General features: G+C 38.1%; 26 protein-coding genes, 1 tRNA gene and 1 pseudogene. 16 read left to right on the top strand and 12 right to left on the bottom strand.

Annotated elements, in window-relative coordinates:
- Positions 1 to 507: 507 nt before the first annotated feature.
- A complete protein-coding gene (locus EDD58_RS00995; protein ID WP_131922976.1) occupies positions 508 to 2055 on the top strand; it encodes a class I adenylate-forming enzyme family protein in 1548 nt (515 codons plus the stop codon).
- A 26-nt stretch (positions 2056 to 2081) separates the two neighbouring features.
- Here the strand turns inward: EDD58_RS00995 and EDD58_RS00990 are convergent, their stop codons facing one another.
- From EDD58_RS00990 to EDD58_RS00970, 5 genes are all read right to left on the bottom strand, one after another.
- Positions 2082 to 2777: an endonuclease V gene (locus tag EDD58_RS00990; protein ID WP_131922975.1), complete on the bottom strand. Its 696-nt coding sequence runs from the start codon at positions 2775 to 2777 to the stop codon at positions 2082 to 2084.
- A gap of 101 nt (positions 2778 to 2878) precedes the next feature.
- Positions 2879 to 3337 (bottom strand): protein-tyrosine phosphatase family protein, encoded by a 459-nt coding sequence (locus EDD58_RS00985; RefSeq protein WP_131922974.1) that lies wholly within the window; start codon positions 3335 to 3337, stop codon positions 2879 to 2881.
- Between the two features lie 230 nt (positions 3338 to 3567).
- Positions 3568 to 3945 carry a rhodanese-like domain-containing protein gene (locus tag EDD58_RS00980; RefSeq protein WP_131922973.1) on the bottom strand — a complete coding sequence of 126 codons (378 nt, stop codon included), beginning with the start codon at positions 3943 to 3945 and terminating at the stop codon, positions 3568 to 3570.
- Between the two features lie 96 nt (positions 3946 to 4041).
- Positions 4042 to 4617, bottom strand: a complete 576-nt coding sequence (locus EDD58_RS00975; protein WP_243648602.1) for a class I SAM-dependent methyltransferase — start codon at positions 4615 to 4617, stop codon at positions 4042 to 4044.
- 71 nt (positions 4618 to 4688) lie between these two features.
- Positions 4689 to 5819: an MBL fold metallo-hydrolase gene (locus EDD58_RS00970; protein ID WP_131922972.1), complete on the bottom strand. Its 1131-nt coding sequence runs from the start codon at positions 5817 to 5819 to the stop codon at positions 4689 to 4691.
- Positions 5820 to 6240: 421 nt separating this feature from the next.
- On the opposite strand from EDD58_RS00970, the gene EDD58_RS00965 reads away from it, so the two are divergent.
- Positions 6241 to 6492, top strand: coding sequence for a YkuS family protein (locus EDD58_RS00965; RefSeq protein ID WP_165875731.1), 252 nt, complete (start codon positions 6241 to 6243; stop codon positions 6490 to 6492).
- Between the two features lie 26 nt (positions 6493 to 6518).
- Here the strand turns inward: EDD58_RS00965 and EDD58_RS00960 are convergent, their stop codons facing one another.
- The 6 genes from EDD58_RS00960 to EDD58_RS00935 form a co-directional block, all read right to left on the bottom strand.
- Positions 6519 to 8441 carry an FtsX-like permease family protein gene (locus EDD58_RS00960; protein WP_131922970.1) on the bottom strand — a complete coding sequence of 641 codons (1923 nt, stop codon included), beginning with the start codon at positions 8439 to 8441 and terminating at the stop codon, positions 6519 to 6521.
- On the bottom strand, positions 8416 to 9195 hold the full coding sequence (locus EDD58_RS00955; protein ID WP_131922969.1) for an ABC transporter ATP-binding protein: 780 nt from the start codon (positions 9193 to 9195) through the stop codon (positions 8416 to 8418). The genes EDD58_RS00960 and EDD58_RS00955 overlap by 26 nt, the downstream gene beginning before the upstream one ends.
- Before the next feature lie 174 nt (positions 9196 to 9369).
- Positions 9370 to 10431 carry a sensor histidine kinase gene (locus EDD58_RS00950; protein ID WP_131922968.1) on the bottom strand — a complete coding sequence of 354 codons (1062 nt, stop codon included), beginning with the start codon at positions 10429 to 10431 and terminating at the stop codon, positions 9370 to 9372.
- Positions 10428 to 11126, bottom strand: a complete 699-nt coding sequence (locus tag EDD58_RS00945) for a response regulator transcription factor (RefSeq protein WP_131922967.1) — start codon at positions 11124 to 11126, stop codon at positions 10428 to 10430. Before EDD58_RS00945 ends, EDD58_RS00950 begins: the two co-directional genes overlap by 4 nt.
- A gap of 338 nt (positions 11127 to 11464) precedes the next feature.
- On the bottom strand, positions 11465 to 12343 hold the full coding sequence (gene speE, locus EDD58_RS00940; protein WP_131922966.1) for a polyamine aminopropyltransferase: 879 nt from the start codon (positions 12341 to 12343) through the stop codon (positions 11465 to 11467).
- Positions 12344 to 12429: 86 nt separating this feature from the next.
- Complete coding sequence (locus EDD58_RS00935; protein ID WP_131922965.1) at positions 12430 to 13299, bottom strand: cation diffusion facilitator family transporter; 870 nt, start codon at positions 13297 to 13299, stop codon at positions 12430 to 12432.
- A 631-nt stretch (positions 13300 to 13930) separates the two neighbouring features.
- Between EDD58_RS00935 and EDD58_RS00930 the strand changes: the two genes are divergently transcribed.
- The 9 genes from EDD58_RS00930 to EDD58_RS00890 all read left to right on the top strand — a co-directional run bounded on the left by EDD58_RS00930 (position 13931) and on the right by EDD58_RS00890 (position 20540).
- Positions 13931 to 14752: an undecaprenyl-diphosphate phosphatase gene (locus EDD58_RS00930; protein ID WP_131922964.1), complete on the top strand. Its 822-nt coding sequence runs from the start codon at positions 13931 to 13933 to the stop codon at positions 14750 to 14752.
- 238 nt (positions 14753 to 14990) lie between these two features.
- Positions 14991 to 15437, top strand: coding sequence for a MarR family winged helix-turn-helix transcriptional regulator (locus EDD58_RS00925; protein ID WP_131922963.1), 447 nt, complete (start codon positions 14991 to 14993; stop codon positions 15435 to 15437).
- A gap of 198 nt (positions 15438 to 15635) precedes the next feature.
- On the top strand, positions 15636 to 16460 hold the full coding sequence (gene racE, locus EDD58_RS00920) for a glutamate racemase (protein WP_131922962.1): 825 nt from the start codon (positions 15636 to 15638) through the stop codon (positions 16458 to 16460).
- A 65-nt stretch (positions 16461 to 16525) separates the two neighbouring features.
- The gene (locus EDD58_RS00915; RefSeq protein WP_165875730.1) at positions 16526 to 17593 is read left to right on the top strand and encodes a GerMN domain-containing protein; all 1068 of its coding nucleotides are present in this window, start codon (positions 16526 to 16528) and stop codon (positions 17591 to 17593) included.
- 131 nt (positions 17594 to 17724) lie between these two features.
- Positions 17725 to 18495, top strand: a complete 771-nt coding sequence (gene rph / locus EDD58_RS00910; protein WP_131922960.1) for a ribonuclease PH — start codon at positions 17725 to 17727, stop codon at positions 18493 to 18495.
- A gap of 104 nt (positions 18496 to 18599) precedes the next feature.
- A complete protein-coding gene (locus EDD58_RS00905) occupies positions 18600 to 19232 on the top strand; it encodes an XTP/dITP diphosphatase (protein ID WP_131922959.1) in 633 nt (210 codons plus the stop codon).
- Positions 19233 to 19255: 23 nt separating this feature from the next.
- Entirely contained in the window at positions 19256 to 19765 is a 510-nt protein-coding gene (locus EDD58_RS00900) for a metallophosphoesterase family protein (protein ID WP_165875729.1), read from the top strand.
- Positions 19766 to 19941: 176 nt separating this feature from the next.
- Positions 19942 to 20018 (top strand) — tRNA-Arg (locus tag EDD58_RS00895).
- 96 nt (positions 20019 to 20114) lie between these two features.
- A complete protein-coding gene (locus EDD58_RS00890; RefSeq protein ID WP_131922957.1) occupies positions 20115 to 20540 on the top strand; it encodes a DUF6884 domain-containing protein in 426 nt (141 codons plus the stop codon).
- 103 nt (positions 20541 to 20643) lie between these two features.
- Here the strand turns inward: EDD58_RS00890 and EDD58_RS00885 are convergent, their stop codons facing one another.
- On the bottom strand, positions 20644 to 20961 hold the full coding sequence (locus EDD58_RS00885) for a hypothetical protein (protein ID WP_131922956.1): 318 nt from the start codon (positions 20959 to 20961) through the stop codon (positions 20644 to 20646).
- 196 nt (positions 20962 to 21157) lie between these two features.
- Between EDD58_RS00885 and EDD58_RS00880 the strand changes: the two are divergent.
- From EDD58_RS00880 to EDD58_RS00860, 5 genes and pseudogenes are all read left to right on the top strand, one after another.
- Positions 21158 to 21832, top strand: a pseudogene (locus tag EDD58_RS00880) (DUF4145 domain-containing protein); the annotation flags it as partial.
- 214 nt (positions 21833 to 22046) lie between these two features.
- Positions 22047 to 22736, top strand: coding sequence for a hypothetical protein (locus EDD58_RS00875; protein WP_165875728.1), 690 nt, complete (start codon positions 22047 to 22049; stop codon positions 22734 to 22736).
- Between the two features lie 15 nt (positions 22737 to 22751).
- On the top strand, positions 22752 to 23126 hold the full coding sequence (locus EDD58_RS00870; RefSeq protein WP_131922954.1) for a hypothetical protein: 375 nt from the start codon (positions 22752 to 22754) through the stop codon (positions 23124 to 23126).
- Between the two features lie 356 nt (positions 23127 to 23482).
- The gene (locus EDD58_RS00865) at positions 23483 to 23932 is read left to right on the top strand and encodes an SMI1/KNR4 family protein (RefSeq protein WP_243648600.1); all 450 of its coding nucleotides are present in this window, start codon (positions 23483 to 23485) and stop codon (positions 23930 to 23932) included.
- 699 nt (positions 23933 to 24631) lie between these two features.
- Positions 24632 to 24865, top strand: a complete 234-nt coding sequence (locus tag EDD58_RS00860; RefSeq protein WP_131922953.1) for a hypothetical protein — start codon at positions 24632 to 24634, stop codon at positions 24863 to 24865.
- The last annotated feature ends 241 nt before the right edge of the window (positions 24866 to 25106 follow it).

The raw sequence follows: 25106 nt of genomic DNA, 5'->3' as shown, positions 1-25106 counted from the left end.
TGAGGAGTCAATCTATAAAGCAATAGATTGCGGAAGTCTTTCAAAAACAATGGAAACTTATAGAGATGAATGTAAAGTAATAACAAATAATATGAATGTGTAGTTTTCCGAAAAAGAAAAGCATCATTAGTAATCATTCAAATAGATGTATTTTTCGGGGATAGCTATGGATCTCCCTTGATTTCGTTGATTGAGTTTCTGGGCTATATATGAAACAATTTCCTTTGACAAGCATAAATAAATCGAATCGATTCCTTTTGCTGTGTGATTCAGTGATGATATTGGATTTTTTCGTGAATCGAAAGATAAACCTTTTAAAAAACATCGAAATCGATTAATATATCATTTATATATTAATGAAAAATATATAAAATGATAGTAAAATTAGCATTTATAATAAGGAGAAAGGAGAAAAAGAATAGATTGATTTAAATCAAATAGGGGTATATAATCCAAGATTCCGAAGAGTTCGAAAATCCACTATTCATCTATGAGGAGGGCTTCATTTTGACTATCAATATTGGGCAGCTCTTAACACATCGTGCTCGTACATACCCACATCAGGAAGCTGCAGTTGACGCACATGGTAGGTATACATTTGACCAACTCAATGAGCGTGTAAATCAATTAGCACAGTGGCTATTAGATCAACAGGTAGGCAAAGGAGATCGGGTAGCTCTTCTATGTAAAAATAGCGCAGCAATGGTTACGATCTTTCTAGCGGCAGCTAAAATAGGTGCAGTTACGATTCCATTGAACTGGCGTTTAAGTGGTGAAGAACTCAGATACATAATTAACGATTGTGAGCCTAAGGTTATTTTCTATGACGAAAGCTTCTCTAGCCAAGTTTATCCACTTCAATATATTCCGTTTATCGAACGGTTTGTACAAATTGGAGTCGGTCAACAACCCGCTCAATACTTATTTGAATCCGTTCTTCAAGAACATGAAGGCAATGAACCTCAGATTAATGCGGGTGGCAATGACCCGATTATGATTATTTATACCTCTGGAACAACAGGACGAGCTAAAGGGGTTGTCATTAGTCACGGTAGTCTATGGACAGGAGTTAATGGAACATTATCCTTCCTCGATTGGAGAGCGGGAGATCGTTTCTTATCGGTTTCTCCATTATTCCATATTAGTGGGGTGGGTTTGGTTCTCACAGGATTGGTACGAGGGATGACGGTTGTCTATATGCATGACTTTCATCCAGATTTTGTGTGGGAATTAATTGAACGTGAACGGATTAGTCACTTTATGTCTGTGCCAGCCATGTTGAAATTAATGTTTATCAGTCCAAACTGGCTAAAAACAAATATTGATTCATTACGCTTTATCATTTGTGGTGGGTCGGCGGTTCCTCCAGATTTGATTCGCTTGTATGATTCTTATGGAATCCCACTCATCCAAGTTTATGGAATGACTGAGTTTACAGGACCAGTCAGCTTTTGGACTCCCGAAATGGGAATGGATCAATGTCAATCTATGGGGAAACCCGTTTTTCAAACCGAAGTTCTCATTGTTGATCCGGAGACCAATGAAGTTTTGCCAGAAGGGAAAGTGGGCGAGATTGTCTGTCGTGGACCACAGACTTTCTTAGGTTATTGGAAAAATGACGAAGAGACTAGAAAAGTGATTCGAAATGGTTGGTACCATACAGGTGACTTAGGAAAAATCGATGAAGATGGATTTTTAACGGTGATCGATCGGTATAAAGATATGATTATTTGTGGTGGAACGAATATTTATCCTGCAGAGGTAGAAGCGATTATCCAAAATATTGATGGTGTTGCTGAAGTAGCAGTTATTGGTGTGGCTGATGAGATCTGGGGTGAAATCCCACGTGCTTATGTGGTGAAACGTCCTAACTCTGATTTAACGGAACAAGATATTTTAGATTATTGCCGTACACGCTTGGCAGAATTCAAATTTGGAAATGATGTCCAATTTATTGACAAGCTTCCTCGCAACTCTGTCGGCAAGATTCTGAAGCATGAATTAAGAAAAATAGTGATTCATCACCCTGATCATGAAATGCATGATGAAGTTTAAATAATGAATGGATGAGTCTATGAGACTCATCCGTTTTTTTGTGAGTGTAGATAATCGCGACGTAGCTCTCTAGTTAAGAGGTCTGGTTGTCGTGTGATTTCAGGAATTCTACTTTTGTTGCCAACCCAGTGCATGGTGAAGTCGATCGTATTTTGTAAAGTTACTCGATTCCCGACAGATACATAGACGGGTTTCACATCGGTTTGTGTTCGTAGCACAGCGCCTATGATTTCGTCTTGATCATAGATCCATTCATAACTCCCTTGTACAGGTGAAGGAGTTTGATAGGTGCCAATCATTGGTGTCTTGGCGATCCCGATCGTTGGTTTATCGATCCAAAAAGAGGCATGAGTAGCAATCCCAACTCGATGAGGATGTAAAATTCCATTCCCATCAAAGAAAACAAGATCAGGACTCGATTTTAACTTTTTCCATGCTTCTAAAAAGAGTGGGAGTTCACGAAAAGCAAGAAAGCCAGGGATATAATCATTAGAAACAGTATCCATATAAGAGACCGTTTCGATTACTTTTTTCGTAGCAACATCCATAGCAACAATCACAGCAATTGCTTGATTGTCAAAGTAAGCAAGATCTACTCCAGCAACGATTTGAGGTTGACCCGAATAGGGTGTGATTTGAATCTGACTTTGTAACTGGAGTTGAAGTGCTTCCATTTCGGTTCGAGTAAGATCAAACGAGTGTAACTGTTGTTTGATATCCATGGATACCTCCAAAGTGTGAGGGAAAAGCTCACTGAGTCATAAAAGGATTCGTAAGATTTGAGAAGCTTATCCTACTCGATTGTAACAAAATATTTGCTAGGTCAATCATTTTTTTTCTTATGACTTTGAATTCCTAAGTACTTTTCATATTCTCTTAATAGTTCCAAAAAATAAACTGGAGGATCTACATTTCTTTTTTTGGTACGTACAGCAGCTAAGGCTTCACTACAGGTAAGTTTAAATCGTTGCATGTAATAGGCAGTCAACACAAACCCAAGTCGATGCATTCCTAGATGACAATGGGCTAAAACCCGATAACCTGAATCGATGAGTGTATTCATTTGATTCATCAATTGGACAAGCCATTGAAGACTCGGTGCTGGCCACATCATTAAAGGAGCCCAAATCAGCAGGATCGGATGATGGGAAAAAGGAGGCTGATCAGGAATGAGACGCAGATTGATAATCGCATCAATATGACGATCAATATAAGCCCAGTCCTTTTGGCGGATTCGACCGCTCGCATATAATTGGTCTGGAATCATTTCTATGATACTCATAGGAACCTCCTTTTAAAAATTAGGATCATATTTTTGTCTGATCTAACTACTTTATTGGAAATACATCCATTCTGTTCCGAAATTAGTTGAATGGACTAAATAAAAAAGAGGAATATCCCTGGGATATTCCTCTTTTTATATACACAAGCGGATGGAAGATAATGATCCAACGTCATCGCTATAGTAAAATATTATCCAGTTCCTTCATCAAAGAGTTTACTAAGATTCTTCTACTTACTCAGCTTTCCTTCCCAACTATTTACACCACGTTCCAAGTGAGATAAGTTTTTAAATTTACTCCTTTTTAAGATTTTGGCAGCTCGTTTACTTCTAAAGCCACTTTGACATGTAATCACGATGGCTCGGTCATGTGAAATTTCTTGTTGACGTTGAGAAAGTTGAGACATAGGGATATTTTTAATGCCTTTAATATGGCCATTTTTATATTCAAAGGGTTCACGCACATCGATAAATTGAAACTCCTGTGGTTTCTTTAGCAGATCCTTGACTTGTGTAGGTGTCAGGTTGGTTAACCAGCGGTTAGGTAAGAATGGCTTAATTAATAAAAAGAGAATGAGACCTAGAATCATCCATTGTAACCAATGCATACTGTTTCACCTCCTGATACAGGTATGGGTATTTAGCTTAAAGAGAAAATGGGGATCTTTGATTGATGATCCCCGGTTTGAAAAAACAAACTACGCTCACTTGATTAGACTAACTCGAAGGGCATAGAAGTCTGGATGAACAGAAACGACTTCAGTCCATACATCGTGTTTGTGGAATAGAGATTGAAGTTTCTCTGGAGTAATTCGATGGTGAAGGGGTGGACCTGAGTCAGTTTGTCTAGGAGACCATTCAAGAATGAGCCCTTTCCCTGTAGGTTTCATCACCCTTTTCAATTCTTGAATCGTCTGTTCAAGATCATCCACTTCATGTAACACAAGACTACAAATCCACTTATCAATTTCATGATTAGGAATTGGGATGACTCCAAGATCATTCACAATATATTTGAAGTGATCCAGACCAGCCTCGTTGACTCGTTCTTTTAATAAATCCAACATTTTTTCTTCAACATCAACGGCATAAACCAGACTTTGTGTCTGCTCAGCAAAGGGAAGGGTAAAAAAGCCATTTCCACAACCAAAATCTGCGATTACATCTGTACTATCGATCTCTAGATATTGAATGATTTGTTCAGGAGGTAATTTGCGATAGCGCTCAGGATCTAATAAACGAGCTGCTTTTTCGGGATTAAATCTTTTTTCGTGATGCAAGAGGTGTTCTCCTTTCAGCTTTTGAATGGTGGAGGAACGCTTTCTTACTGTTCCTCCACCCATTTTATCAATTAGCTGTGATGGATGGCACAACGGTTTGGACCAATTTCTAGTTCAGTTGCCTTTTCTGGAGGAACGGTCATCGATCCACGGTTAATTTGGACGATCTCCTCAAAATTTGGAGGTGTTGCTCCCACATTGCTTGCTACCATTTCTGTAAATTGTTCACGATCTTCGGTGCGCATAATTTCGTTTGCTTTACGGATTTCACCAAGTAAAGCTCCAACGTAACCAGCTTCGGTAATTTCTTTGATATCAGCATAGTGAGAAGGAAGTACAATCACATCGTCAGACAAGGTGGAAACGGTATTAAATACTGTTTCATATAGGGATTGTGCCCACTCTCGGACTTTTCCACCAAGGTCAGGACGACCCAGACCTCCCACAAAAATGGTATCACCAGAAAGTAAATATTGATCATTGACTAAGATGGAAACACTTCCAGGTGTATGACCAGGGGTTGGAACTGCAATGATTTTCACATCTGCTTGCCCAATTTTTAAGTGTTTGTTTTGCTCAAGTGGTTCATAAGGTAATGGGCTTCCTTGCATTTCACTGGAGCTAATGTAATATTTTGCACCTGTTTCTTTAGCTAAATCTATGGCACCTGAGATATGGTCTGCATGTAAATGTGTATCGACGATATGTTGAATCGTTGCATTTTTTTCTTTGGCCAGAGTCACATATTCATTCATATGACGACCTGGATCGACAACTAAGGCTTGCCCCTCAGAAATCATCATATAAGAAAGGCATCCTTTGGCTAAGCGGTTTACTTGGATGAGTTCAAAATTACCTTCTTTTACGACAGTGATTGGATGATAGAACTGGCTCCATTCTTTCATTCCACCTTCAAGATAGCTAACCTGGTATCCTCTTTCGTCCAACATTTCTGTCACCATTTGCGCACTACCGCCCTTAGCACAAATTACTACAATATCTGCTTCTTTAGGAATTTGATTAAAGGTTGCTTCGTCTTCATCAAGAAAATCGAAATAAGGGATATTGATGGATTCAATGTGTTTATGTTCGATTTTCCAGTCATCAAAATCTTCACGGTTTCTTACATCAAGAATAAGTACCGATTGCCCACTGTTCATTTTTTCATGAAGTTCTTTTGCTTTTATAGCTGTTACAGCCATTTGGCTCACCTCTTTAATTAATTTACATGAAAAAGCTCTCATTGATCAGCTCTTCTTGAATTTGTTGAATTGAGCTCCCAAAATTTTGGGTTACAGTGACATCAGATTTGGTATTTCCCAAAACCTCTTTCTCTATGAAGAGATATAAAGGTGGTGAAAAATGACCCATTGACTTACTGCTATATCTCACTATACCTATAGGGGTATATAAAAAGGGTAAAAAAATAGTCAAAACCTATTTGTATACCCGTATAGGTATAATAACCCTTCTTTTTGTTCCTGTCAACGGTGGTTTTTATGTACAATTTTAGAACTCGATTAGATCATCAGGTATAGAGATCGTCGTTCAGTAAATGATAAACACAAATCGATCTCAACCCATAACCCATGGATTAGGGAGAATTTAAAGGAGGTTGTTTTCTTGTATCGAATTGCGATTGAACCCTCACTCACTCCGATCAAGGAATACTTAGCACAAAAAGGATATCAATGTGATCTCTTAGAAAATACCAATGAGAATCTAACACAAGGAACTTATAAAGCAGTTGTCGTTACAGGAGGAGATATCAATCTGATGGGGATGCAAAATATTGAATTTGCATGTCCTGTAATCAATGCAGAAGGATTAACTCCTGAACAAGTATACGATCGATTACAGTCTATTCCTCAATAAGATCTGTAAATAACAACACCCCCGCCTTAATTGAAGGATGGGGGTGTTGTTTGGATGACGGAACGACTATATGAATAGCTCGTCCAATAATAGTAGACTCCATAGATCAAAAGGTAGATAGTGACAACTCCGATATATACAGTCCAAACGGGTTGTTGGAACATAAAACTAAACATGTTTAATGCTATAGCAGAATGGATCAGTCCAATTGCCATAGGTAAGAAAAAGAGGATTCGTATTTGAGCCTTTAGGATTCGTTTCGCATCATGTACGGTCAGACCTATTTTTTGTAAAATCCTCATTTGCTTTTGATCATAAGCCAACTCAGTAAAACATCGGAAGTAAAGCAAACTACCTGCCGCCAGGAAAAAGAGGATTCCAATAAATAAGCTGATGAACATGAGTGGAGCAAATAATTCTTTAAGTAATTGGTACAAAAGAATGGTGCCTTTGAACTGTTGGATGTTTCCTTGTTGTGAAATGATTTGTTGTTCCCACTGTTTCATTAACTCCTCAGTCTGTTTCCAATCAGTGATTACATAAGCATGCATTTGAGTTAATTGGGAAGGGGGAGCGGTTTTCTTCCATTGTTTAAACTGATGATCCTCAACGATTAGCATCATTCGTGTGGAATCGTGTTCATTAAAAGTTACATGGTTGATTCGACGTTGTAATTGTTTTTGAATGGATGAATCTGCAATTTGAATTGAGATGGTTTCTTTGGGTACTGAAATAGTTTCACTCTTGAAAAATCCACTACTTACAGCGAGAACAACTTCGTTGGGATTCAACTGAATCGCTGGATATTTTCTATTTCGTAGGAGCTGATTATAGTCAGAAAGAGAGATTAGAGTTATTTCATTCGCAAATGAAGACTGGACAGTTGCATGCAATAAAGGAAAATGAATCTCATCCTGAATGGGAACATGATGCTTTTGTAAGTCAGTTTTGATTTGTTCGGTAGTTAGTCCTGTAGGAGCCCCCTCTAAGCTAAGTGCATAGGGCATCTGTTCCTCAGCTGCTTGTTCCGCTTGGGTATAGTAAGTTACACAGACACTGATGGAAGTGATGACGACTGCGCATAAGATCGAAACAATAAATAAGATTCGAGCATGATCTGTTAACCGATAGCGTAATTGTGAAAAGAGTAGTAAACGATGTCCGTGATAGATGAATGAAGGAGACTTCTCCAACTGATTGATCACAGCTACGCTTACTTGAGTAAAGGTGAGGTAGGTGCCAATCAAGGTAAGGATAAGAATAGGGAGAATCCGATAAATGAGTGAAGACAATGGAACATCCCAAGCGAGTAGATATGCACTTGCCAAGCAGCCGATCGCTAATAAAACTAACCATATGGAGGATCGAGGGGCTGGCTTATCTTGAACCGTTTCGCGAAATAAGTCGGCAATGGATAGCTTGCGAATGGTAAATCGACTACGCCAAGATAGAAGGGAAAAAAGAACATAAAAGAAGATCATCGTAATCAGGATGGGCGAGATCGAAAAGTGAAAAGGAATCGGCTCACTTAATTGTAAAACAGCCGAAATTCCAAGAAAAAACAACTTAGAAAATAGCAATCCGAATCCAATTCCAGTTACTAATGCAAAACTTCCCATGATCATGTTTTCCCAAAAAAGGAGTCGTGTCACTTGTCGAGTTTTCATTCCTAGTAATTGTAATAACCCGAGATCTTGTTTTCGTTGCCGTAAAAAGGCAGATTGTGAGTATCCAATAAATAAAACTGAAAATACCCCAATGATGATCACCACAAAATAAAGGAGAATGATAGCTTGGTTGGGTATCGCTTCTTCCTGTAAGATCGGATGGGATAAAAGGGAAGTATAGAGAAAGAAAACCCAGATCGTAAAACAACAACTTAAGAAATATGCGGCATAGCTTCGGGCATGGAAGAGTAAGTTTTTAAGGGCGATTGAGCGAAATGTCATACTGACTTCCTCCTAAAGCAGTCATCACATTCATGAGTTGCTGAATAAATACTTGTCGTTCTTCACCACGGCGGACTTCATTGTAGATGCGACCATCCTTGATAAAGAGGACTCGGTCACAGTAGCTTGCAGTAATGGGGTCATGAGTCACCATCAAAATGGTTGCCCGTTCCGTTTGATTCAATCGAACTAAGGATTCCATTAAGGAACGGGATGATTTGGAATCGAGATTCCCTGTGGGTTCATCGGCGAGTATTAAAGCAGGTTGATGAACCAAGGCTCGTGCTGCCGCTGCTCGTTGTTTTTGGCCACCTGAAACCTCGAAAGGACGATGATCAAGGAATTTTAAAATATCTAACTGTTGAGCTAGTGTTTGAAGCCGATCTTCCATTTCGGAGAGGGGACGCTTCTCCAACACTAAGGGAAGTAAGATGTTTTCTTTTAATGAAAGGGCATCAAGTAATTGAAAGTCTTGAAAAATGAACCCTAATGTTTTGCGACGAAATGAGGCGAGCAGATCTCTGTTCATCTTTGAAACCTCTTGTCCCTCAATGATGATCTCACCTGAAGTAGGTGGGTCAATCGTGCCCATCAGTTGAAGTAGAGTGGTCTTACCACTTCCTGAGGGACCCATCAGTCCAACAAACTCTCCCCGTTCTACGGTTAAACTGACATGATCTAAGGCTTGATGAACAACGCCCCTTTGCGCATGACCATATACTTTTGTGACATCTTTAACCTCTAATACATTCATCATGAACCTCCTTGGAAAATGAATCTTGATTTGTTCTAATCTCATTGTAGCGAGACTCATCCTATTCTTGGATCGATTTGGCTTACAAATCATTTCTTAACCTTACATTTTTGCAAGAAAAAAGCCGCTAATAGGAGCGGCTTGGCTAAGATATGATACGTGATCGAAAGAAGATTATAGCTGTGCAGCAACCATATATTTAATGATGAATACACTTCCCTCTCCCACCTCTGATGTCACTTCTACTTTATGCCCCAACTCTTCAGTTACCTTTTTGACTAGATAAAGGCCCATCCCTGTGGCAGAAGCGAACTGTCTTCCATTTTCTCCTGTGAAAAACGGTTCGAAAATTCGGGGAAGATCTTGGCTTGGAATGCCAGGTCCTTGGTCTTTGATTTCCAAACGAATCCAATTGTCGTCTCTATGTAAGGAGATCATTAAGTTACTTTGTGGTTTGACTTGTGAAGTGTATTTGATGGCATTGTAGGTGATTTGTTCAAGGACAAACCGATTCCATTTGGGATCTGTATAGACAAGCCACTCCTGTTCTTCTGCTTCGATTCGTGGGAAAATATGATGACGAATCCAGGTTTTTTTATGATCATTAATTAGTTCACGTAACATACTTAGTAGATCAACAGGTTGAACTAAATAATCCATGGAGAAGTCAGAGAGACGTGCCATAGATAAAGAAAGATCTAGACCATGATTTAGTTTATCCAATTCTCCTTCAATCTCGTTCCAGCGGTCGCGCTCGGCGGCGGAGGATGGATTGGAACGTTGCATAATGAGGTGAATGGCTGAAATGGGTGTTTTCATCTGGTGCACCCACAAATTAATAAATTCCAATTGTTGTTGATGGGCTTGTTGGAACTGTTTTCTTTCTTTGATCCCCAGTTGATATAGATGTTTAATCACTTCTTCTGTGATTTGCCTTTCTCCAGAGTCTGGAGCTTGCCAGTTGTTAAACCAGTGTGAAGAATGGCTGTTTAATGCATCTCCAGTAAGCATGCGACCATAAGAAAACCAACGAATCCATTGATAAACAAGGAATAAGAGCAGACAGCCGAATGAAATGAGAAAGCCATAACCAATCACAGTATAAATGGATGAAGATTGAAATAGACCAAAATGAAGACTTAAGCCGATCCAGATATACTGGATCACCATTTGGACCAATAGGAATAAAATCCACGCCACGCGATCTTTCAAAAAGATAGATAGTGTTTTTTTCATCCATTGTTCCCCCCTTTCTTATGAAACATATACCCCATACCTCTTTGAGTCTCGATCAGTGAGTCTAATCCCCAATGCAAAAGCTTTTTTCGGACTCGGTTGATGTTGACTGTTAAGGTATTATCATCAACAAATCGAACGTCATCCCAGATCTTTTCTAAGCACTCCTCTCGACTCACTACACTTCCTGCTCGACTCATCAGTAGATATAAAATCTTCCACTCATTTTTAGTTAGAGTTTGTGTTTCGCCTTGGTAGCTCATCTCCATTTGTTTTACATGAAGAGTAAGTCCATGAAGAGTCATTTCAGGTGTTAGATCTTCCATTGCATATTTTCCATAAGCTCGCCGTATGAGGGCTTTAATTTTGGCTAATAAGACTTCGAGGTGGAAGGGCTTGGTCATATAATCATCAGCACCACTTTCCATCCCTAATACTTGTTCTATCTCCGATTGACGAGCAGACAGGAACAAGATTGGGACAGATGAGGATCGACGAATTTGTTGACAGAGAAAAAAGCCATTTTGATAAGGAAGGTTGATATCTAAGATGACAAGATGGGGTTGAACACGGATAAATTCTTCAATTACATGACTAAAATCTTGAGCGAGAATTACTGAATATCCATAGGGTTCCAGAAAAGTTTGGATCGATTTGGCGATGATGGGATCATCTTCGACCACAAATAATTTCATTTGTATTCCTTCTTTCTTTTATTGACAATACTTGTTTCAATACTCCTCCTCCAACATACTCATCACGATTAGGTTCCAATAATCATCCCCCACTCGATTTTTGATCTCTAAGGATCCCTTCTTCAACGAAGCATTTCTTTCATCATTAGTTGGGCATAACCTTAATGATGCCTCCATTAGTAAGAAAATCAGTGGCTGAAGAGAAGATCAGATTCCAATCTTGTCATATGATATGTAATACCGACCATGCTTGATTTAATTGATACTCTTTATATTATAACGAGAGTAGGGGAATGAATCATACTAAAAAAGCACTCATTCTAGAGTGCTTTCTAAAACTAAATCGTAGTTTGTTTGGAAGTCTTTTGCAATTCTCTCCGCAAAAACTCAGGAAGTTCAAAGCAATGTTGTAAAACTTCTTGATTTACAAATTGAGTTTGTTTCACTAAAGACTGCGGGTATACTTCTGTATATTTCTTAGATCCCAGTGTGAAGCTCCAGAAACCACCAGGATAAGTGGGGACTGTAGTGATATATACTTGACTATGTTCAAAGAGTTGATCGATGTGAGTTAAGGTTTGCTTGGTAACATGTTGATGGAAGAGGGGCGATTGACTTTGACAAACCATGAGTCCATCTGTTTTTAGGGCACGATGGATATTTTCATAAAAGCTCTTTTCAAAAAGTTGCACAGCAGGTCCAACAGGATCAGAAGAATCGACAATAATGACATCATAGAAATCTTCCACTTCTTTGACAAATTGGATGCCATCTTTGTAAATAAAATGAACTCGTGGATCGGAAAGATTTCCAGATACTTCTGGAAGATGTTCTTTACATAGACGAACAACAGCTTCGTCAATCTCCACCATGTCAATTTGCTCCACTTGATCATACTTAGCGACTTCACGAGCAACACCACAATCTCCGCCACCGATAATTAAGACTCGTTTGGGGTTTGGATGAATACAGAGAGGGACATGAGAAATCATTTCGTTGTAAATATGACCATCGATGGAAGTAGTCTGGACAGCTCCATCTAACACTAACATACGTCCAAAATCATATGAATCTAGGATCATCAGTTGTTGAAACGGAGATGACTCTGAGATGATCACATCTTTGATCCGGTAGCTAACTTTCATGTTTTCTCGTTCATCTTCAATTAACCACCATTCTCCGTTGATCTTTTGTAAATACTCCGGATAATTGCTCATGATTTTCCTCCTTATTTCTGTATGAGTCAATGCAATCATCTATTCTATCAAAGATCAGTCCCTTTTTGTTAATGAAGAAAGAACTGCTACTCTATATGGATCGGCTCAACATGAACATGGATGTGTGAAATGTTAAAGACTTTTTTAGTCGTGTCTTCTACAAGTTCTGTAATCGTATGGCTTTCGACAACATTTAACTTCGGACTTACCGAAATGGCTACGTCTACTAAAAGTGAGTTTCCGTGCAATCGTGCTTTAATATCATTTACAGAATGAACTCCATCTACCTGTTCAATCATCTTTTTTAATTTAAACAGGACTTCTTCATCTACTCCATCCGTTAAGGTGTGAGTTGCCTCCCAGAAAATATCCCATGCTGTTTTACAAATCATAAATCCAACAATTAATGCTGTTACAGGATCTAACCAAGGGAGTTGCCATTGGGTACCTAAAATCCCGATGGTGACTCCAATACTGACCCAAGCATCAGATAAGTTATCTTTCGCAGCAGCATCTAGAGCTTTACTTCCTACTTTTTGAGCTAAACGTTTATTGTATCGATAGACTCCATACATGACTAAAGCACTAAAAAAAGAGGTATATGCAGCGACTACATCAGGAGTTTCCGGATGATATTGCAGAAGTGATTTCACAGCTTCGAGTAGCACTTGTAAACCTACAGTCATCATAATAAATGAAGCAATCAACGAAGAGATCGTCTCAGCTCTGCGATGTCCGTAAGGATGGTCTTCGTCAGGAGGCTTTCTGGATAAACGAAGACCGATCAGAACTGCCAAAGAAGCTAAGATATCTGTAGAGTTGTTCAGCCCATCAGCAAAGAGCGCCTCAGAGTGAGCGATTGAACTCACTATCACTTTTAAGATAGATAGGCATATATAGGCAAGGATACTAATCCAAGCCCCTTTTTCACCAGACTTTAAGTTTTGTTGTTCCATTGTTGGTTAGAGCTCCTGATTATGTAATGAATGATGTTGTTCATAGACATGATGATAAAAATCATTATGTTTTAGGTTTCTCTTATTATTTGTCTTCATGCTTTGGTATGATTCAACCAAAAACAGTGAAGAGATTTCGATCGAGAAAAAAATCAATTGTATAGATCTATGATTATTAATGACAGTCGTTTTAATCATTAACATAAGGGAAAGTTGAGTGAGCTACTGATCAAAAAGATAAGACAGTCTCTTGATTATTTTTGAAAAATGGGAAATGATTCATTATGATTGGTCAAAGTAAGCAAAAGTAAGAAATCTGTAAGCTCTATGTCAGAATCACCAGATAAAATGCCTATATAGATTTAATAATCATCTGAGAATAGGAGTGATCTGAATACAGAATAAGACTGATAGATCCTAGTTAAACAGCTATTAAATTTGTATCTATTTCATCTGCTTTGTATATAAATTCACCTGAACAGGTATACGATGGATGTACAAATAATTAGTAAATAAATTTTAACAAAGTTTAAAAGAGTAGTTGATTCACTTGTTGTATGATTAAAATCTAAGTATTGTAATTAAATATGAGAGTAAATTCTCGATTTATATTGAATATTGGGGGATATAGATGGATCAGATACTATTATGGTTAAAATATCTACTTTTAGGGATTTTTCAAGGATTCACCGAACCCATTCCGGTTTCTTCAAGCGGACATTTGGTCATCGCACAGTACTTTATGGGGCTAGATATCGAGGGACTCAACTTTGAGGTGATTGTTAATTTTGCTTCGTTGTTAGCTGTTTTGATTATTTATCGTGAAGATCTCATCCGTTTAAGTAAGAATGGTGTGAAGCATTTTTCACAACCTACTGCTGAAACAAAAAGTGATTTTCACTTTATCCTATATCTCATTGTTGGAACAATTCCAGCGGGGGTTTTAGGTGTCCTCTTTAGTGACATTATTGGAAGCTATCTCAAAGGGATTCAAGTGATTGGAGTCGCCCTGATCATTACAGGAATCGCTCTCTTTTTAATTCGCAACTATAAAGGAGGGCGCTCTGAAAATAATTTAACCATTAAAGATGCGATTATTGTGGGATTGGCTCAAGCTATTGCTTTAATCCCTGGAATTAGTCGCTCGGGTGCTACCATTGTTGCAGCGATGGGATTGGGAATGAACCAACAAACCGCACTCCGCTTTTCTTTTCTATTGTATATCCCTGTCAGTTTGGGTGGGATGATTTTGGGTGTGAAAGACCTGTTTAATGATCCCAATATGAGTCAACTACTCATTCCTTATATTATTGCGTTTATTGCTTCTTTTATCATGTCCTATATTTCTCTTCGTTGGTTTATGGGGATTATGGAACGTGGTAAATTAATCTACTTCTCTATTTACTGTTTCATTGTTGGACCGACAGTCATTCTTCTTTCTTGGTTATTTTAAATGAAGTCAAAGAGACATCCACAGAGTTGGGTGTTTCTTTAATAGAAATATGTTCGGAAAATTAGCAAATTATCGAGATTATTTGAAGGATATTATATATTAATATAGAAAATAAACATACTAACAAATTAGACCCTTTGTAATTCCTGCATTTCAACAGATGTTTGTTTGTCAGATTGATGATTTTATCATATACTTTTGTACAATAAAGTTTTTAAAAGGGTCAAAGGGGAGTTCTATGAATAAACATCAACCAGTCTCCGCCCAAACAGTCAGTGATATTGAACGTCTATTACGGGAAATCAGTGTGATTGTCAAGTATAAAGGGAGAGAGATTTTGACTCACTTTCCAATTACTCCACCTCAATTTTCAGCTTTATTGTGGTTGGAAGAAGAAGGGGACTTAACCATTGGAGAGTTGAGTCAAAAGATGTATCTTGCCTGTAGTACAATGACAGATTTAATTGATCGGATGGAGAAAAATGGTGTAGTTGAAAGAGTAAGAGATGATCGGGATCGCCGTGTAGTACGTATCCACTTATTGAAAAAAGGAGTGGAGATTATTACTGAGGTGATGGAGGCGCGTTGTGAATATCTTGAAAATGTCTTGTCTCGTTTATCAGATGACGAAGCAACTGAGATTAAAAAGTACTTATCTATTTTATTTGAAGAGATGAAACGATAACACTTGTCATTATGAATCTTGTATCATGCAGAGCCGGATTTAGGCAAATGGATCAAATGAATTGTCCAAACCCCCTCTATGAAACTTAGAGGGGGTTTGGCTGTTTAGAACGCCGTTTCTTGAGGAAGGGAGGTTCATATAATAATCATAAGATGAAGCTTTAGTGGAAGTTGGATGGGACAGGAGATGAATACCAGCATGGATATAAAAAAAGAACATGCAATTGGCATTTTAGATTCAGGTGTGGGAGGGCTTACGGTAGCAAAAGAAGTCATGCGTCAACTCCCGCAAGAAGCGATTATCTATTTAGGAGATACGAAGCGCTGTCCATATGGACCCCGTACAAAAGAAGAAGTAAAGAAATTCACATTGGAAATCGTACATTTTTTATCGCAATTCCCACTAAAGGCACTTGTAATTGCCTGCAATACAGCGACAGCTGCTGCTCTGCATGAAGTCCGATTGCAAATCCCGATTCCAGTCTTAGGAGTGATTAAACCGGGAGTGAGAGCCGCAATTAAAGCAACGAAGCAACATCGAATCGGAGTGATTGGCACACAAGGAACGATTCAAAGTCAGGCATATGAGCAAGCACTCAAAAGGATTCATCCAGAGATTGAAGTTTATAGTGTCGCTTGTCCTCAATTCGCGCCTTTAGTAGAGAATGGCTTGCATCAATCGGAGCTGGCGGAAAAAGTGGTTGCCGAGGGTCTTGCCCCATTTCAAAATATCTCGATCGATACTTTAATTTTGGGCTGTACTCACTACCCTCTTCTTGCTGAGTCGATAGCCAAGGTGATGGGAGAAAAGGTTGAGATCATTAGCTCTGCGGAAGAAACAGCGGCTGAATTGAGTACCATTTTACAACATCAGTCTCTCCTCGCTTATGATTACACCCCTGACCACCATTTTTTTACTACAGGAGACCCTCATTCATTTAAAAAGATTGCTGAAACATGGTTGGGACAAACGATCAAAATAGAGCAGGCTCGTTTAGAACCTGTCCAAAAAATATCTTTTTAAAAGCATAAATTCTCCTAGGACTCGTATACATGTTACTAATCAACCTTGTCCTAGGAGGGAAATGTATGCAAAAAGTGTGGCGTACTGCGGCGATTTGTTTACTATTGCCGATCACATTAACAGGATGTTTATTTGGACCAGAGGAAAAAACATCTGGAGCTATTGATCCTCCACCTCCTCATGTGGAGAATAGTCATACTCAAGAAGTACAAGCAAAACCTGAGCCAAAACCAGTGGTCGATCAGAAGACTGAGCAGAAAAAAACGAGTGGGATCGAGCTTTACTTTCTAACAGATCATGGTTATGTCGTTCCTTACACGGTCCAAATGCCAAATGTGAAAACAGTAGCGAAAGAGTCTTTAAAGTATATGGTTCAAGGTGGACCTGGAGAAGCCTTATTACCTAAAGGATTTGTTCCCATTCTCCCCAAAGGTACTGAAATTAAGGGTTTAGATATTCAAAATGGAACAGCCAATGTTGATTTTTCTAAGAACTTTTTAAACTATGAAGCTAAAATGGAAGAAAAGGTATTGAGTGCAGTTACTTGGACATTAACAGGGCTTTCGTCAGTGAAAAAAGTGAATATTTGGGTAGATGGGAGACCTCTGGCCGTCATGCCTAAAGGTAAAAACCAGGCTCAAGGGTTAACCAAAAGTCGTGGGATCAATGTGGAAATTGCAGAAGGGGTTAATTTGACTCAAAGTATTCCAGTCACTTTATATTTTATGGGACAAACTCCTGATAATGAGGTTTACTATGTACCTGTAACTCGCATGATCAACCGAGCTGAAAATATTGCCCAAGCAGCGATGAAGGAGTTGATCCGTGGTCCATTACAAAGTAGTACGAATCTCATTGGGGCGCTAGATCAGTCTACAGCAGTTAATCGGGTACAAGTCAAAGGGGATACCGTTCTTGCAGATTTTGGTGAACAATTACTTCAATATGATAATCAACAGAAAACTTCCAAAAATGTACTTGATACGATCGTTTTCTCTCTCACCGAAAACACAGCAACCAAAAAGGTAAAGATTACAGTGAATGGGAAAGAGCAAGCTTCTACTGCAGGGAAAAAAGGTACCTTCAGTCAGCCCGTTTTACGTCCAACATCAATCAATCCAAATGGCTTATAAAAATCATTCCATTCTCTAGTAAAGTCTTGGAGGGATGATGTGCAAATCATTCCTTTTTTCTTTTTCTCATTCCGTATATTAGCCTTGGGTATGCTATACTTAAATGACTTGGTACAGGAGGGAAAACACCATTGAGAGTTGACGGTAGAACAAATGATCAGTTGAGAAATGTAACAATTGAACGCAATTATATTAAGACAGCTGAAGGCTCAGTTTACATAACGATTGGTGATACAAAGGTAATTTGTACGGCAACTGTAGAAGATCGAGTACCTCCATTTCTTCGGAACTCCGGAAAAGGTTGGATTACAGCCGAATACTCGATGCTACCACGTGCGACACAGACACGTACCATTCGCGAGGCTAGTAAAGGGAAGCTAAGCGGACGAACGATGGAAATCCAACGACTCATCGGGCGTGCTTTGAGGTCTGTCGTGGATTTAAAGGCTCTAGGTGAGAGAACATTGTGGCTCGATTGTGATGTTATTCAAGCAGATGGGGGAACACGAACAGCATCGATCACGGGAGCATTTGTGGCTTTGGTAGATGCCTTAGTTCCTCTTGTTAAGAATGGAACTCTATCCACTTTACCTATTAAAGATTTTTTAGCAGCGACAAGTGTAGGATTGATCGGTGATCAGCCTTGCTTGGACTTGTGTTATGAAGAAGATGCTTCTGCGATTGTGGATATGAATATCGTGATGACAGGTTCAGGAAACTACGTAGAGGTTCAAGGAACAGGAGAAGAAGCTCCATTTAGCCCTGACCAATTAAAAGATCTTCTAACTCTCGCCCAGCAAGGAACCAGACGTTTGATTCAACTGCAAAAAGAAGCATTAGGAGAAAACGCCAACGGGATCGGGGTGACTTCTTCTACGGAAGAGAAAACCATCTCATCCTGAACATAGAAGTGGCCCATGATGAAGAGTCATGGGCTTCTCTGTCTATTTATGGTATACAAACTCATTCGAAGATCGGAGGAAGGGTGTATCGTCACCTTATCAATATGAAACCAAAATGGCCATTCCCATATCTAATTATCGCTACAGGAAATCAGAATAAATTAAAGCAATTTGCCGATCTTTTTAGTCAAAACTTAGGTCTAGAAGTTAAAGGGCTCAAAGACTTTTCAGACTTACCAGAGATCGTTGAAGATCGGGATACTTTTGAAGGAAACGCTTGTAAAAAAGCCGAAGTCATCTCCAAGGCTTTACAGGCTCCAGTGATTTCTGACGATTCGGGGTTAGTTGTTCCTGCTTTACAAGGTGAACCAGGTGTTTATTCAGCACGTTATGCAGGTCCTCACTCCACCGATGAGCAGAACAACATAAAGTTAATAGAAAATATACGTCCCCTTCCTGAAGCGCAACGTGATGCATATTATGTATGTGTCATGGCATTAGCTCTCCCAGATGAACCGACCCAATGGGTTCGTGGAGAATGTCAGGGTCGTATCATCACAGAGCCTCAAGGGACAGAAGGATTTGGATATGATCCGATCTTTTATCTTCCAGAACAACAAAAAACAATGGCTCAACTCCCAGCTGCCCAAAAGTATCAGATCAGTCACCGAGCCAAAGCGACAGAGAAGTTAATGGAGTTGTTAACCACTCGCTATCAATTTACGACCCAGACATAGGGTTAGTGAAAGGTGGGGGCTGTGTGAAAATATTAATTGTGAGTGACTCCCATGGTAAAAAAGACCTCTTGCAGCAAATCGTTCAGCAAGTGCAAGCCGATCATGTGATCCATTGCGGAGATTTTTGTACGAGTGTCAATGAGCTTCCAGATGTTCCGATCACCGTTGTTCGTGGAAATTGTGACTTTGAAAAGGTTCCTAAAGAGCAAATCTTTATTGTTGAAGATGTACGGATCTTGGTTGCACATGGTCACACCTTACAAGTGAAGCGAACCCCTCTGCCGCTTCGTTACCGTGCAGAAGAAGTAGGGGTACAGATCGCCTGCTTTGGACACTCACACCTTCCTTTTTGTGAACAAGTGGGAAACGTTTTGTTAATCAACCCTGGCAGCATCTCAAATCCGAGAGGCTTTGCTTTCCCCACATATGCCATCTTACAAATACACGATGGGAATGCTGAAGTGAGCTATTATCAGATAGATGGAAAAGTGACTAAAGAACGCGGTGGCTCATTTCCACTTCACAAATATTGAAAAAAGAGGGGCTCGGTTTGACAGATCCATGCTCATCAAAGGAGCCAACCAGTCCCTTTGAATCCTATGAAGAATCGAGGAATTCTAATCATTAATAAAAAAAGAGATGAAATGAAAAAATGCTATTGACAACAGCAAGCTTTTTATTATATTATATTCTTGTCACTAATCACTAAGTCCCAGTAGCTCAGCTGGATAGAGCAACGGCCTTCTAAGCCGTCGGTCGGGAGTTCGAATCTCTCCTGGGACGCCAATGGAAAAAGCTGATTTACAAGTTCTGAATCAAGAGCTGGTAGATCAGCTTTTTTATTTTAGATTCATTTATCTAAAGAGAAAGTTAGTGATGTAATTGAAGATCGCATTCGTAAGTTGTACTAAATCCAAAGAAAGTATTTCATGTGAAGCAAGAAAGATGTATCAAAAGTCTATCTTGTTTAGTAAGGCAGTCAAATACATTGAGCAAAAAGATTACGATAACTGGTATATTCTATCTGCAAAATACGGGCTTCTTAGTAAGGAGCAAATTATTACCCCTTATAATCTAACATTAAACAATATGAAATTACCTGAGCGGAAAGCTTGGGCGGAACAAGTTCTTTGGCAAGTACAAGAACAAATACAAAAGAAGATAACTCAAATTGACTTTTATGCAGGAATTAATTATAGAAAATACTTAATTCCTGTTCTTGAACAACAGGGAATTGTATGTAATATTCCTCTTCAAGGGAAATCGATTGGAAAACAAATGAAGTTTTACACACAAAACACAAAATAGTATCGTAATTTAGTATAAAGTGAATGGGTTAGATTATGTAGTTATGGTGATGTGAAGCTTCAGTTTAAAGGATAATGAATTCATAAGAGTAGGGAGTAGAACTTTATTTTCGTTGCTCCCTTTTAGCTCTTTTTAATCGATCTGATTTCCATTTTGTTAATAAAAAGTCTATCAAATTGTTTATGTTGAGACTAACACCCCAAAAGCTTGGGTTTAGCTCTATTATTTTATTGAAATCAGCCAAGATGCTCATGTTTTTACTATGGCTTATATTACTATTTTCGTTGGTATTTTTAAAATCAACAGTGCGATCTGCGCGAACTTTATTAGTCCCATTAGGTTTCTTAAGTGGTGTAAGCGTAAATGATGTTAATGAGCCATCTAATGTCAAAAAATCAGTTTTTATAAGTTCTAAATACATAAATTAAATCCTTTCTATTATTATTAGATTCATTTATATCTCTCGATATTATTCGATTAAATTTTATCTTTTCCTGCTAAGATTAGCAGCATAAAAAGTTATTTCCTTTGATCTCAACCCTTTAAATAATGATAAAATAATTAAGAAGATAACATTTAAAATAATAATTGAACAACTCCAAGAAACGGTGATAACAGTGAATAGCAATTTTGCATTTTTCCGTGGGAAATGGGATGCCCTTGCTGAACTAGGATAAACGGCAGAGAAAAATGTATATCAAAACCCTCATACGACCCTTATGAAGCTCCGTTTGTTTGCGGAGACATTGGCAAAATATATTCTTGCTGCGGAAAACATTCAAGAAACGTATGGGACCAAACAAGTAGATCGCATTCATATACTTCGACGAGAAGGATTACTAGAGCCTGAGCTTGATGATATATTCGAAGCCCTTCGTCGTAAAGGAAATACAGCTGTACACGAAGCTGGCTATGGGAAAACAGAAGAGGCGAAAGCATTATTGAAATTAGCATTCCGCTTATCAATTTGGTACATGGAGGTTTATGGTGCCTGGAACTTTCAAGCTCCCGAGTATATGGAACCTCAGGATCAAGAAATTCCAGATACACAAGAGCTTCAAAGAGAATATGAGGATCGAGTTAAAGATCTAGAAGAACAATTAGAGACCATTCGTCAACAGGCTGAAGCCGAACACGATGACGTGAAAGCGAAGCGCAAAATGATTTCGAAACAATTTATCCGTCGTCAACATTTAACAGAGGCTGAAACCCGTGCTTTGATTGACCGAAAATTACGTAAGGCAGGTTGGGAAGTAGATACCCATACACTTAATCATCAAAAGAATGGTACTTTTTTAAAAAACACTTGTCTTCCATGTATTGATATGTAAATATTAGATAATATACAAATATTCATACAATATATCTAATTCTACTAACAACAATGAACACCTATCAACCCCACTTCTAAGTACCTTTACATAAGTAGGTGAAGCGATGGATGCCCATGTTTCATTGGAAGCCCTAGAAAAATTTAAACACATCCTGAACCAATTCAGTGTAGGCATGAGCGTAGAAGCACAGAAAATGCAACAACACCTTAAGAAAACCCATCAACAACTAGAACAAAAACACTATGAACTCAGACGAAAACTTCAAATGTGCCAAGATCCCATTTCTCAGGAGAGAGCGAAACAACAACTCATGGAATTTGAACGACTCTTTGCAGGGTTTTGCCAAGCCGCCCAAGAATGTATCAAAGGTTTCCAGCAACAAGAACTAATGGCAGCCAATCGAGGAAAGGCTGTTGTGAAGATTGATCAGAAGGTTGGGGTGTTAAAGGCGTATTTAGGAAGTAGGTCTACAGATAGAAGGGATCAATTGAGTCAGATTGGAGTTACTTCCAAAAGAGTCAATGATACTCCAGATAATTTTGCAGATAGACAGAAGTTAGAAGGCCATTTTGAAAAGCATGGACATGAATTTAAGGGGATCTATAAAAATGCGGATGAATATCTAGATGGTGCAAGGGATGTTATAAAAAGTGGTATAGAGGTTGAATATAGGTATAGGGAAGAAATCAGGACTGGTTATGTAAGGTTTATGGGTAACAATCGAGGTGGAAAAGCTAAATTTGAATTTGTTGGTACAAACAATGAAGGAAAAATAACTACATATCATACTCAAAGTGGAAAGAAATTTTGGAAAACTATTAATGGTAAGAATGAACCTGTTATCAATCCGGTTAATCAATAAAATAGGAGTGATCATATGAGATATAAGGCACAGGTGAAAAAGCTAAACCCTCATATTGAAGAGGAAGTGACACTAGAGATACAAGGTCATGTAATTACCGCATTTTCTTCCATTTGTCCGTATGTACTTGAAGAAGGCAAATCCTATCCGATTTCCATTGGCTTTACCATTTTGGATAAATTTGAGATTCGGGAATTAAATGAGGATGTGAAAAGCTTAGAACAAGTTGATATAGGTTATCAATATTATATAAAAGGTATTTTACACGAAGACTTTATTGATGCAGGATTAATAATATTAGATGAAGATGAATATTTTGTTGACTATACTTATCTGATTGGTAAGTATGTAGAAATAAAAGTTGACCGCTTAGATATTGAATTTATATAGTTTCAATATCATGAGCTTTTATTAACTAGCAATATAATATTTTTGTATGACTTTGAGAGATATTCTTCAATTTTTTTAAATAACATTAGTTCAGACACCGAAGATTATGCTATTGAGAAGTTACCGAATATATGAATGAAGTTAAGCAAAAAACAAAAAGGTTTATTAACGATGTTGCTTTATTAAATAAAGAACTATTAAATTCAGTAATGATGCAAGAACTCATTTTGATACATAACAAACTTTAGTATGAGTTCAACCTTGGGAGTGACTTTTCGACTTTCAAGGTTATTTTTGGGTTTGGGCACTTTTAGAATTAAAAATGTAATGTTCAATCATCCAATAAGCAGGAATTGATGAACGTGGACATCAATGGATTTGGAAAAGCTACACAAGATATGATTGATCGCTTTGAACATCATATAGGTTTCTCTCTGCCTGAAGACTACAAAGCTTTTTTACGTCAATATAATGGAGGGCTTACATCAGTAAGATACTGTAATTTCTTTGTCAATGAGTTAAATGAAGAGATCCCATTAAATGTTTTATATGGGTTGGGGGTTGATTATGAACAAGCAGACTTACAGGTATGGTATGACGAATATAAAGATGACTTACTTCCAAACAGTCTAATTATAGGTAATGATCCAGGCTCAGGGATGATTGTACTGGTTAATGACCTAGAGGGATCAGGGGTTTATTATTGGGACCATTCGTGGTATTTTGAGCAGTCAGATGAAGAACAAAACTCATATAAAATTGCAGATAGTTTCCAATCTTTTTTGGATGGTTTAAAAAAACCATAGGTAAATCTTTAAACAGTCCCTTAGACCTTTTCATGTTTAAATCATGCTTTTAAGGAATTGAAATAGTTTATAAATTTAGGATGGTTTGCTATAATGATATGTGTAGGAACATCCATGTGCGTTCCTACAAGTTTGTATTTCTTTCGACGCAAAAAAGCCTGTTTCCATTTGGGAATGGGTTTTTTTGTTTATTCCAATTATATGATGGTGTGGATCTGGTTCTTTCTATTGTTGTAAATCTGGGTCTGGAGAAGTATTTTCTAAAGGCTAAGATGTCAATCAGTCAAAATGAAGATACTTCACCACCCAGCAAGTCTGAGATAGAAGATGCTATAAAGGAAGTTGGGGAGCATATTTCAATCCATATCATAGTCTAGATCCTTAGAGACCCCTTGAAGAAGAAGTGACACTAGAGATTCAAGGTTATGAGGTGGCTGGATTTGCTTCTATTTCGTTTATATGTACTTGAGCAAGGTGTATGAAGATGGAGAGATCAGCTGGCGTTATAAGTGACAATGAAGTGCCTATGATTGTAAACAGACATATAGATGGGATTATAGTAAAATATGTAGGGAGAAAAATCAATCAAACAAGATATATCAATCTATTTAGATTTAACTGGAATATTGTTACAGGATGACGAACGTGGTAATCATATTTAAATTTGAAAAGATAAATCTTAAGATTAGGAGTAGAATGATGTCAAAGAAGAAAGTCAAAACAGATCGCTATCAAGCAAATGGGATTGATATTACTTGTATTCATTGTCAATATGATCAGTTTGATCTTGGTAAGGCACAATTAAATACTGCGGTCATGAGTTTTTTTGACCTCGACTTTCTCAATAAATCAGCACATACATTAACCTGTCATCGTTGTGGTTATGTCCATTGGTTTAATAAAGAACTTCAAAGAGTGTATGTGAAAAAATGACCTCCCATTTATGGTTTCATTTACAGTGAAGTTTTACAGTATTTTGTAGCTGTTAAAGGGTAACAATGGATCTAATTAGAATGAGCTTATATGCAAGAATCTCCAGTGAAAAAACACTTTACATTCTTGGGCTGATTTCGTTATGATTATGAGGAACGTTTAGGGAAACGAAGCCATACATATGCAATAAACCGGAACGATTTTATATCTCAAAAGTGGAATGAATAATACTTAATCCATA

The organism is Hazenella coriacea, from assembly GCF_004341825.1.
Taxonomy (GTDB): Bacteria; Bacillota; Bacilli; order Thermoactinomycetales; family Thermoactinomycetaceae; genus Hazenella; species Hazenella coriacea.
The sequence above is the reverse complement of the archived record's forward strand: the minus strand, read 5'-3'. Positions and strand labels throughout refer to the sequence as shown.

What these genes read in the sequence shown, in the direction of transcription:
- EDD58_RS00990 (WP_131922975.1), bottom strand. Translation starts at nt 2,777, where the DNA reads ATGGATATCAAACAACAGTTACACTCGTTTGATCTTACTCGAACCGAA.
- EDD58_RS00985 (WP_131922974.1), bottom strand. Translation starts at nt 3,337, where the DNA reads ATGAGTATCATAGAAATGATTCCAGACCAATTATATGCGAGCGGTCGA.
- EDD58_RS00980 (WP_131922973.1), bottom strand. Translation starts at nt 3,945, where the DNA reads ATGCATTGGTTACAATGGATGATTCTAGGTCTCATTCTCTTTTTATTA.
- EDD58_RS00970 (WP_131922972.1), bottom strand. Translation starts at nt 5,819, where the DNA reads ATGGCTGTAACAGCTATAAAAGCAAAAGAACTTCATGAAAAAATGAAC.
- EDD58_RS00960 (WP_131922970.1), bottom strand. Translation starts at nt 8,441, where the DNA reads ATGACATTTCGCTCAATCGCCCTTAAAAACTTACTCTTCCATGCCCGA.
- EDD58_RS00955 (WP_131922969.1), bottom strand. Translation starts at nt 9,195, where the DNA reads ATGAATGTATTAGAGGTTAAAGATGTCACAAAAGTATATGGTCATGCG.
- EDD58_RS00950 (WP_131922968.1), bottom strand. Translation starts at nt 10,431, where the DNA reads ATGAAAAAAACACTATCTATCTTTTTGAAAGATCGCGTGGCGTGGATT.
- EDD58_RS00945 (WP_131922967.1), bottom strand. Translation starts at nt 11,126, where the DNA reads ATGAAATTATTTGTGGTCGAAGATGATCCCATCATCGCCAAATCGATC.
- speE (WP_131922966.1), bottom strand. Translation starts at nt 12,343, where the DNA reads ATGAGCAATTATCCGGAGTATTTACAAAAGATCAACGGAGAATGGTGG.
- EDD58_RS00935 (WP_131922965.1), bottom strand. Translation starts at nt 13,299, where the DNA reads ATGGAACAACAAAACTTAAAGTCTGGTGAAAAAGGGGCTTGGATTAGT.
- EDD58_RS00930 (WP_131922964.1), top strand. Translation starts at nt 13,931, where the DNA reads ATGGATCAGATACTATTATGGTTAAAATATCTACTTTTAGGGATTTTT.
- EDD58_RS00925 (WP_131922963.1), top strand. Translation starts at nt 14,991, where the DNA reads ATGAATAAACATCAACCAGTCTCCGCCCAAACAGTCAGTGATATTGAA.
- racE (WP_131922962.1), top strand. Translation starts at nt 15,636, where the DNA reads ATGGATATAAAAAAAGAACATGCAATTGGCATTTTAGATTCAGGTGTG.
- EDD58_RS00915 (WP_165875730.1), top strand. Translation starts at nt 16,526, where the DNA reads ATGCAAAAAGTGTGGCGTACTGCGGCGATTTGTTTACTATTGCCGATC.
- EDD58_RS00905 (WP_131922959.1), top strand. Translation starts at nt 18,600, where the DNA reads ATGAAACCAAAATGGCCATTCCCATATCTAATTATCGCTACAGGAAAT.
- EDD58_RS00885 (WP_131922956.1), bottom strand. Translation starts at nt 20,961, where the DNA reads ATGTATTTAGAACTTATAAAAACTGATTTTTTGACATTAGATGGCTCA.
- EDD58_RS00875 (WP_165875728.1), top strand. Translation starts at nt 22,047, where the DNA reads ATGAGCGTAGAAGCACAGAAAATGCAACAACACCTTAAGAAAACCCAT.
- EDD58_RS00870 (WP_131922954.1), top strand. Translation starts at nt 22,752, where the DNA reads ATGAGATATAAGGCACAGGTGAAAAAGCTAAACCCTCATATTGAAGAG.
- EDD58_RS00865 (WP_243648600.1), top strand. Translation starts at nt 23,483, where the DNA reads ATGAACGTGGACATCAATGGATTTGGAAAAGCTACACAAGATATGATT.
- EDD58_RS00860 (WP_131922953.1), top strand. Translation starts at nt 24,632, where the DNA reads ATGTCAAAGAAGAAAGTCAAAACAGATCGCTATCAAGCAAATGGGATT.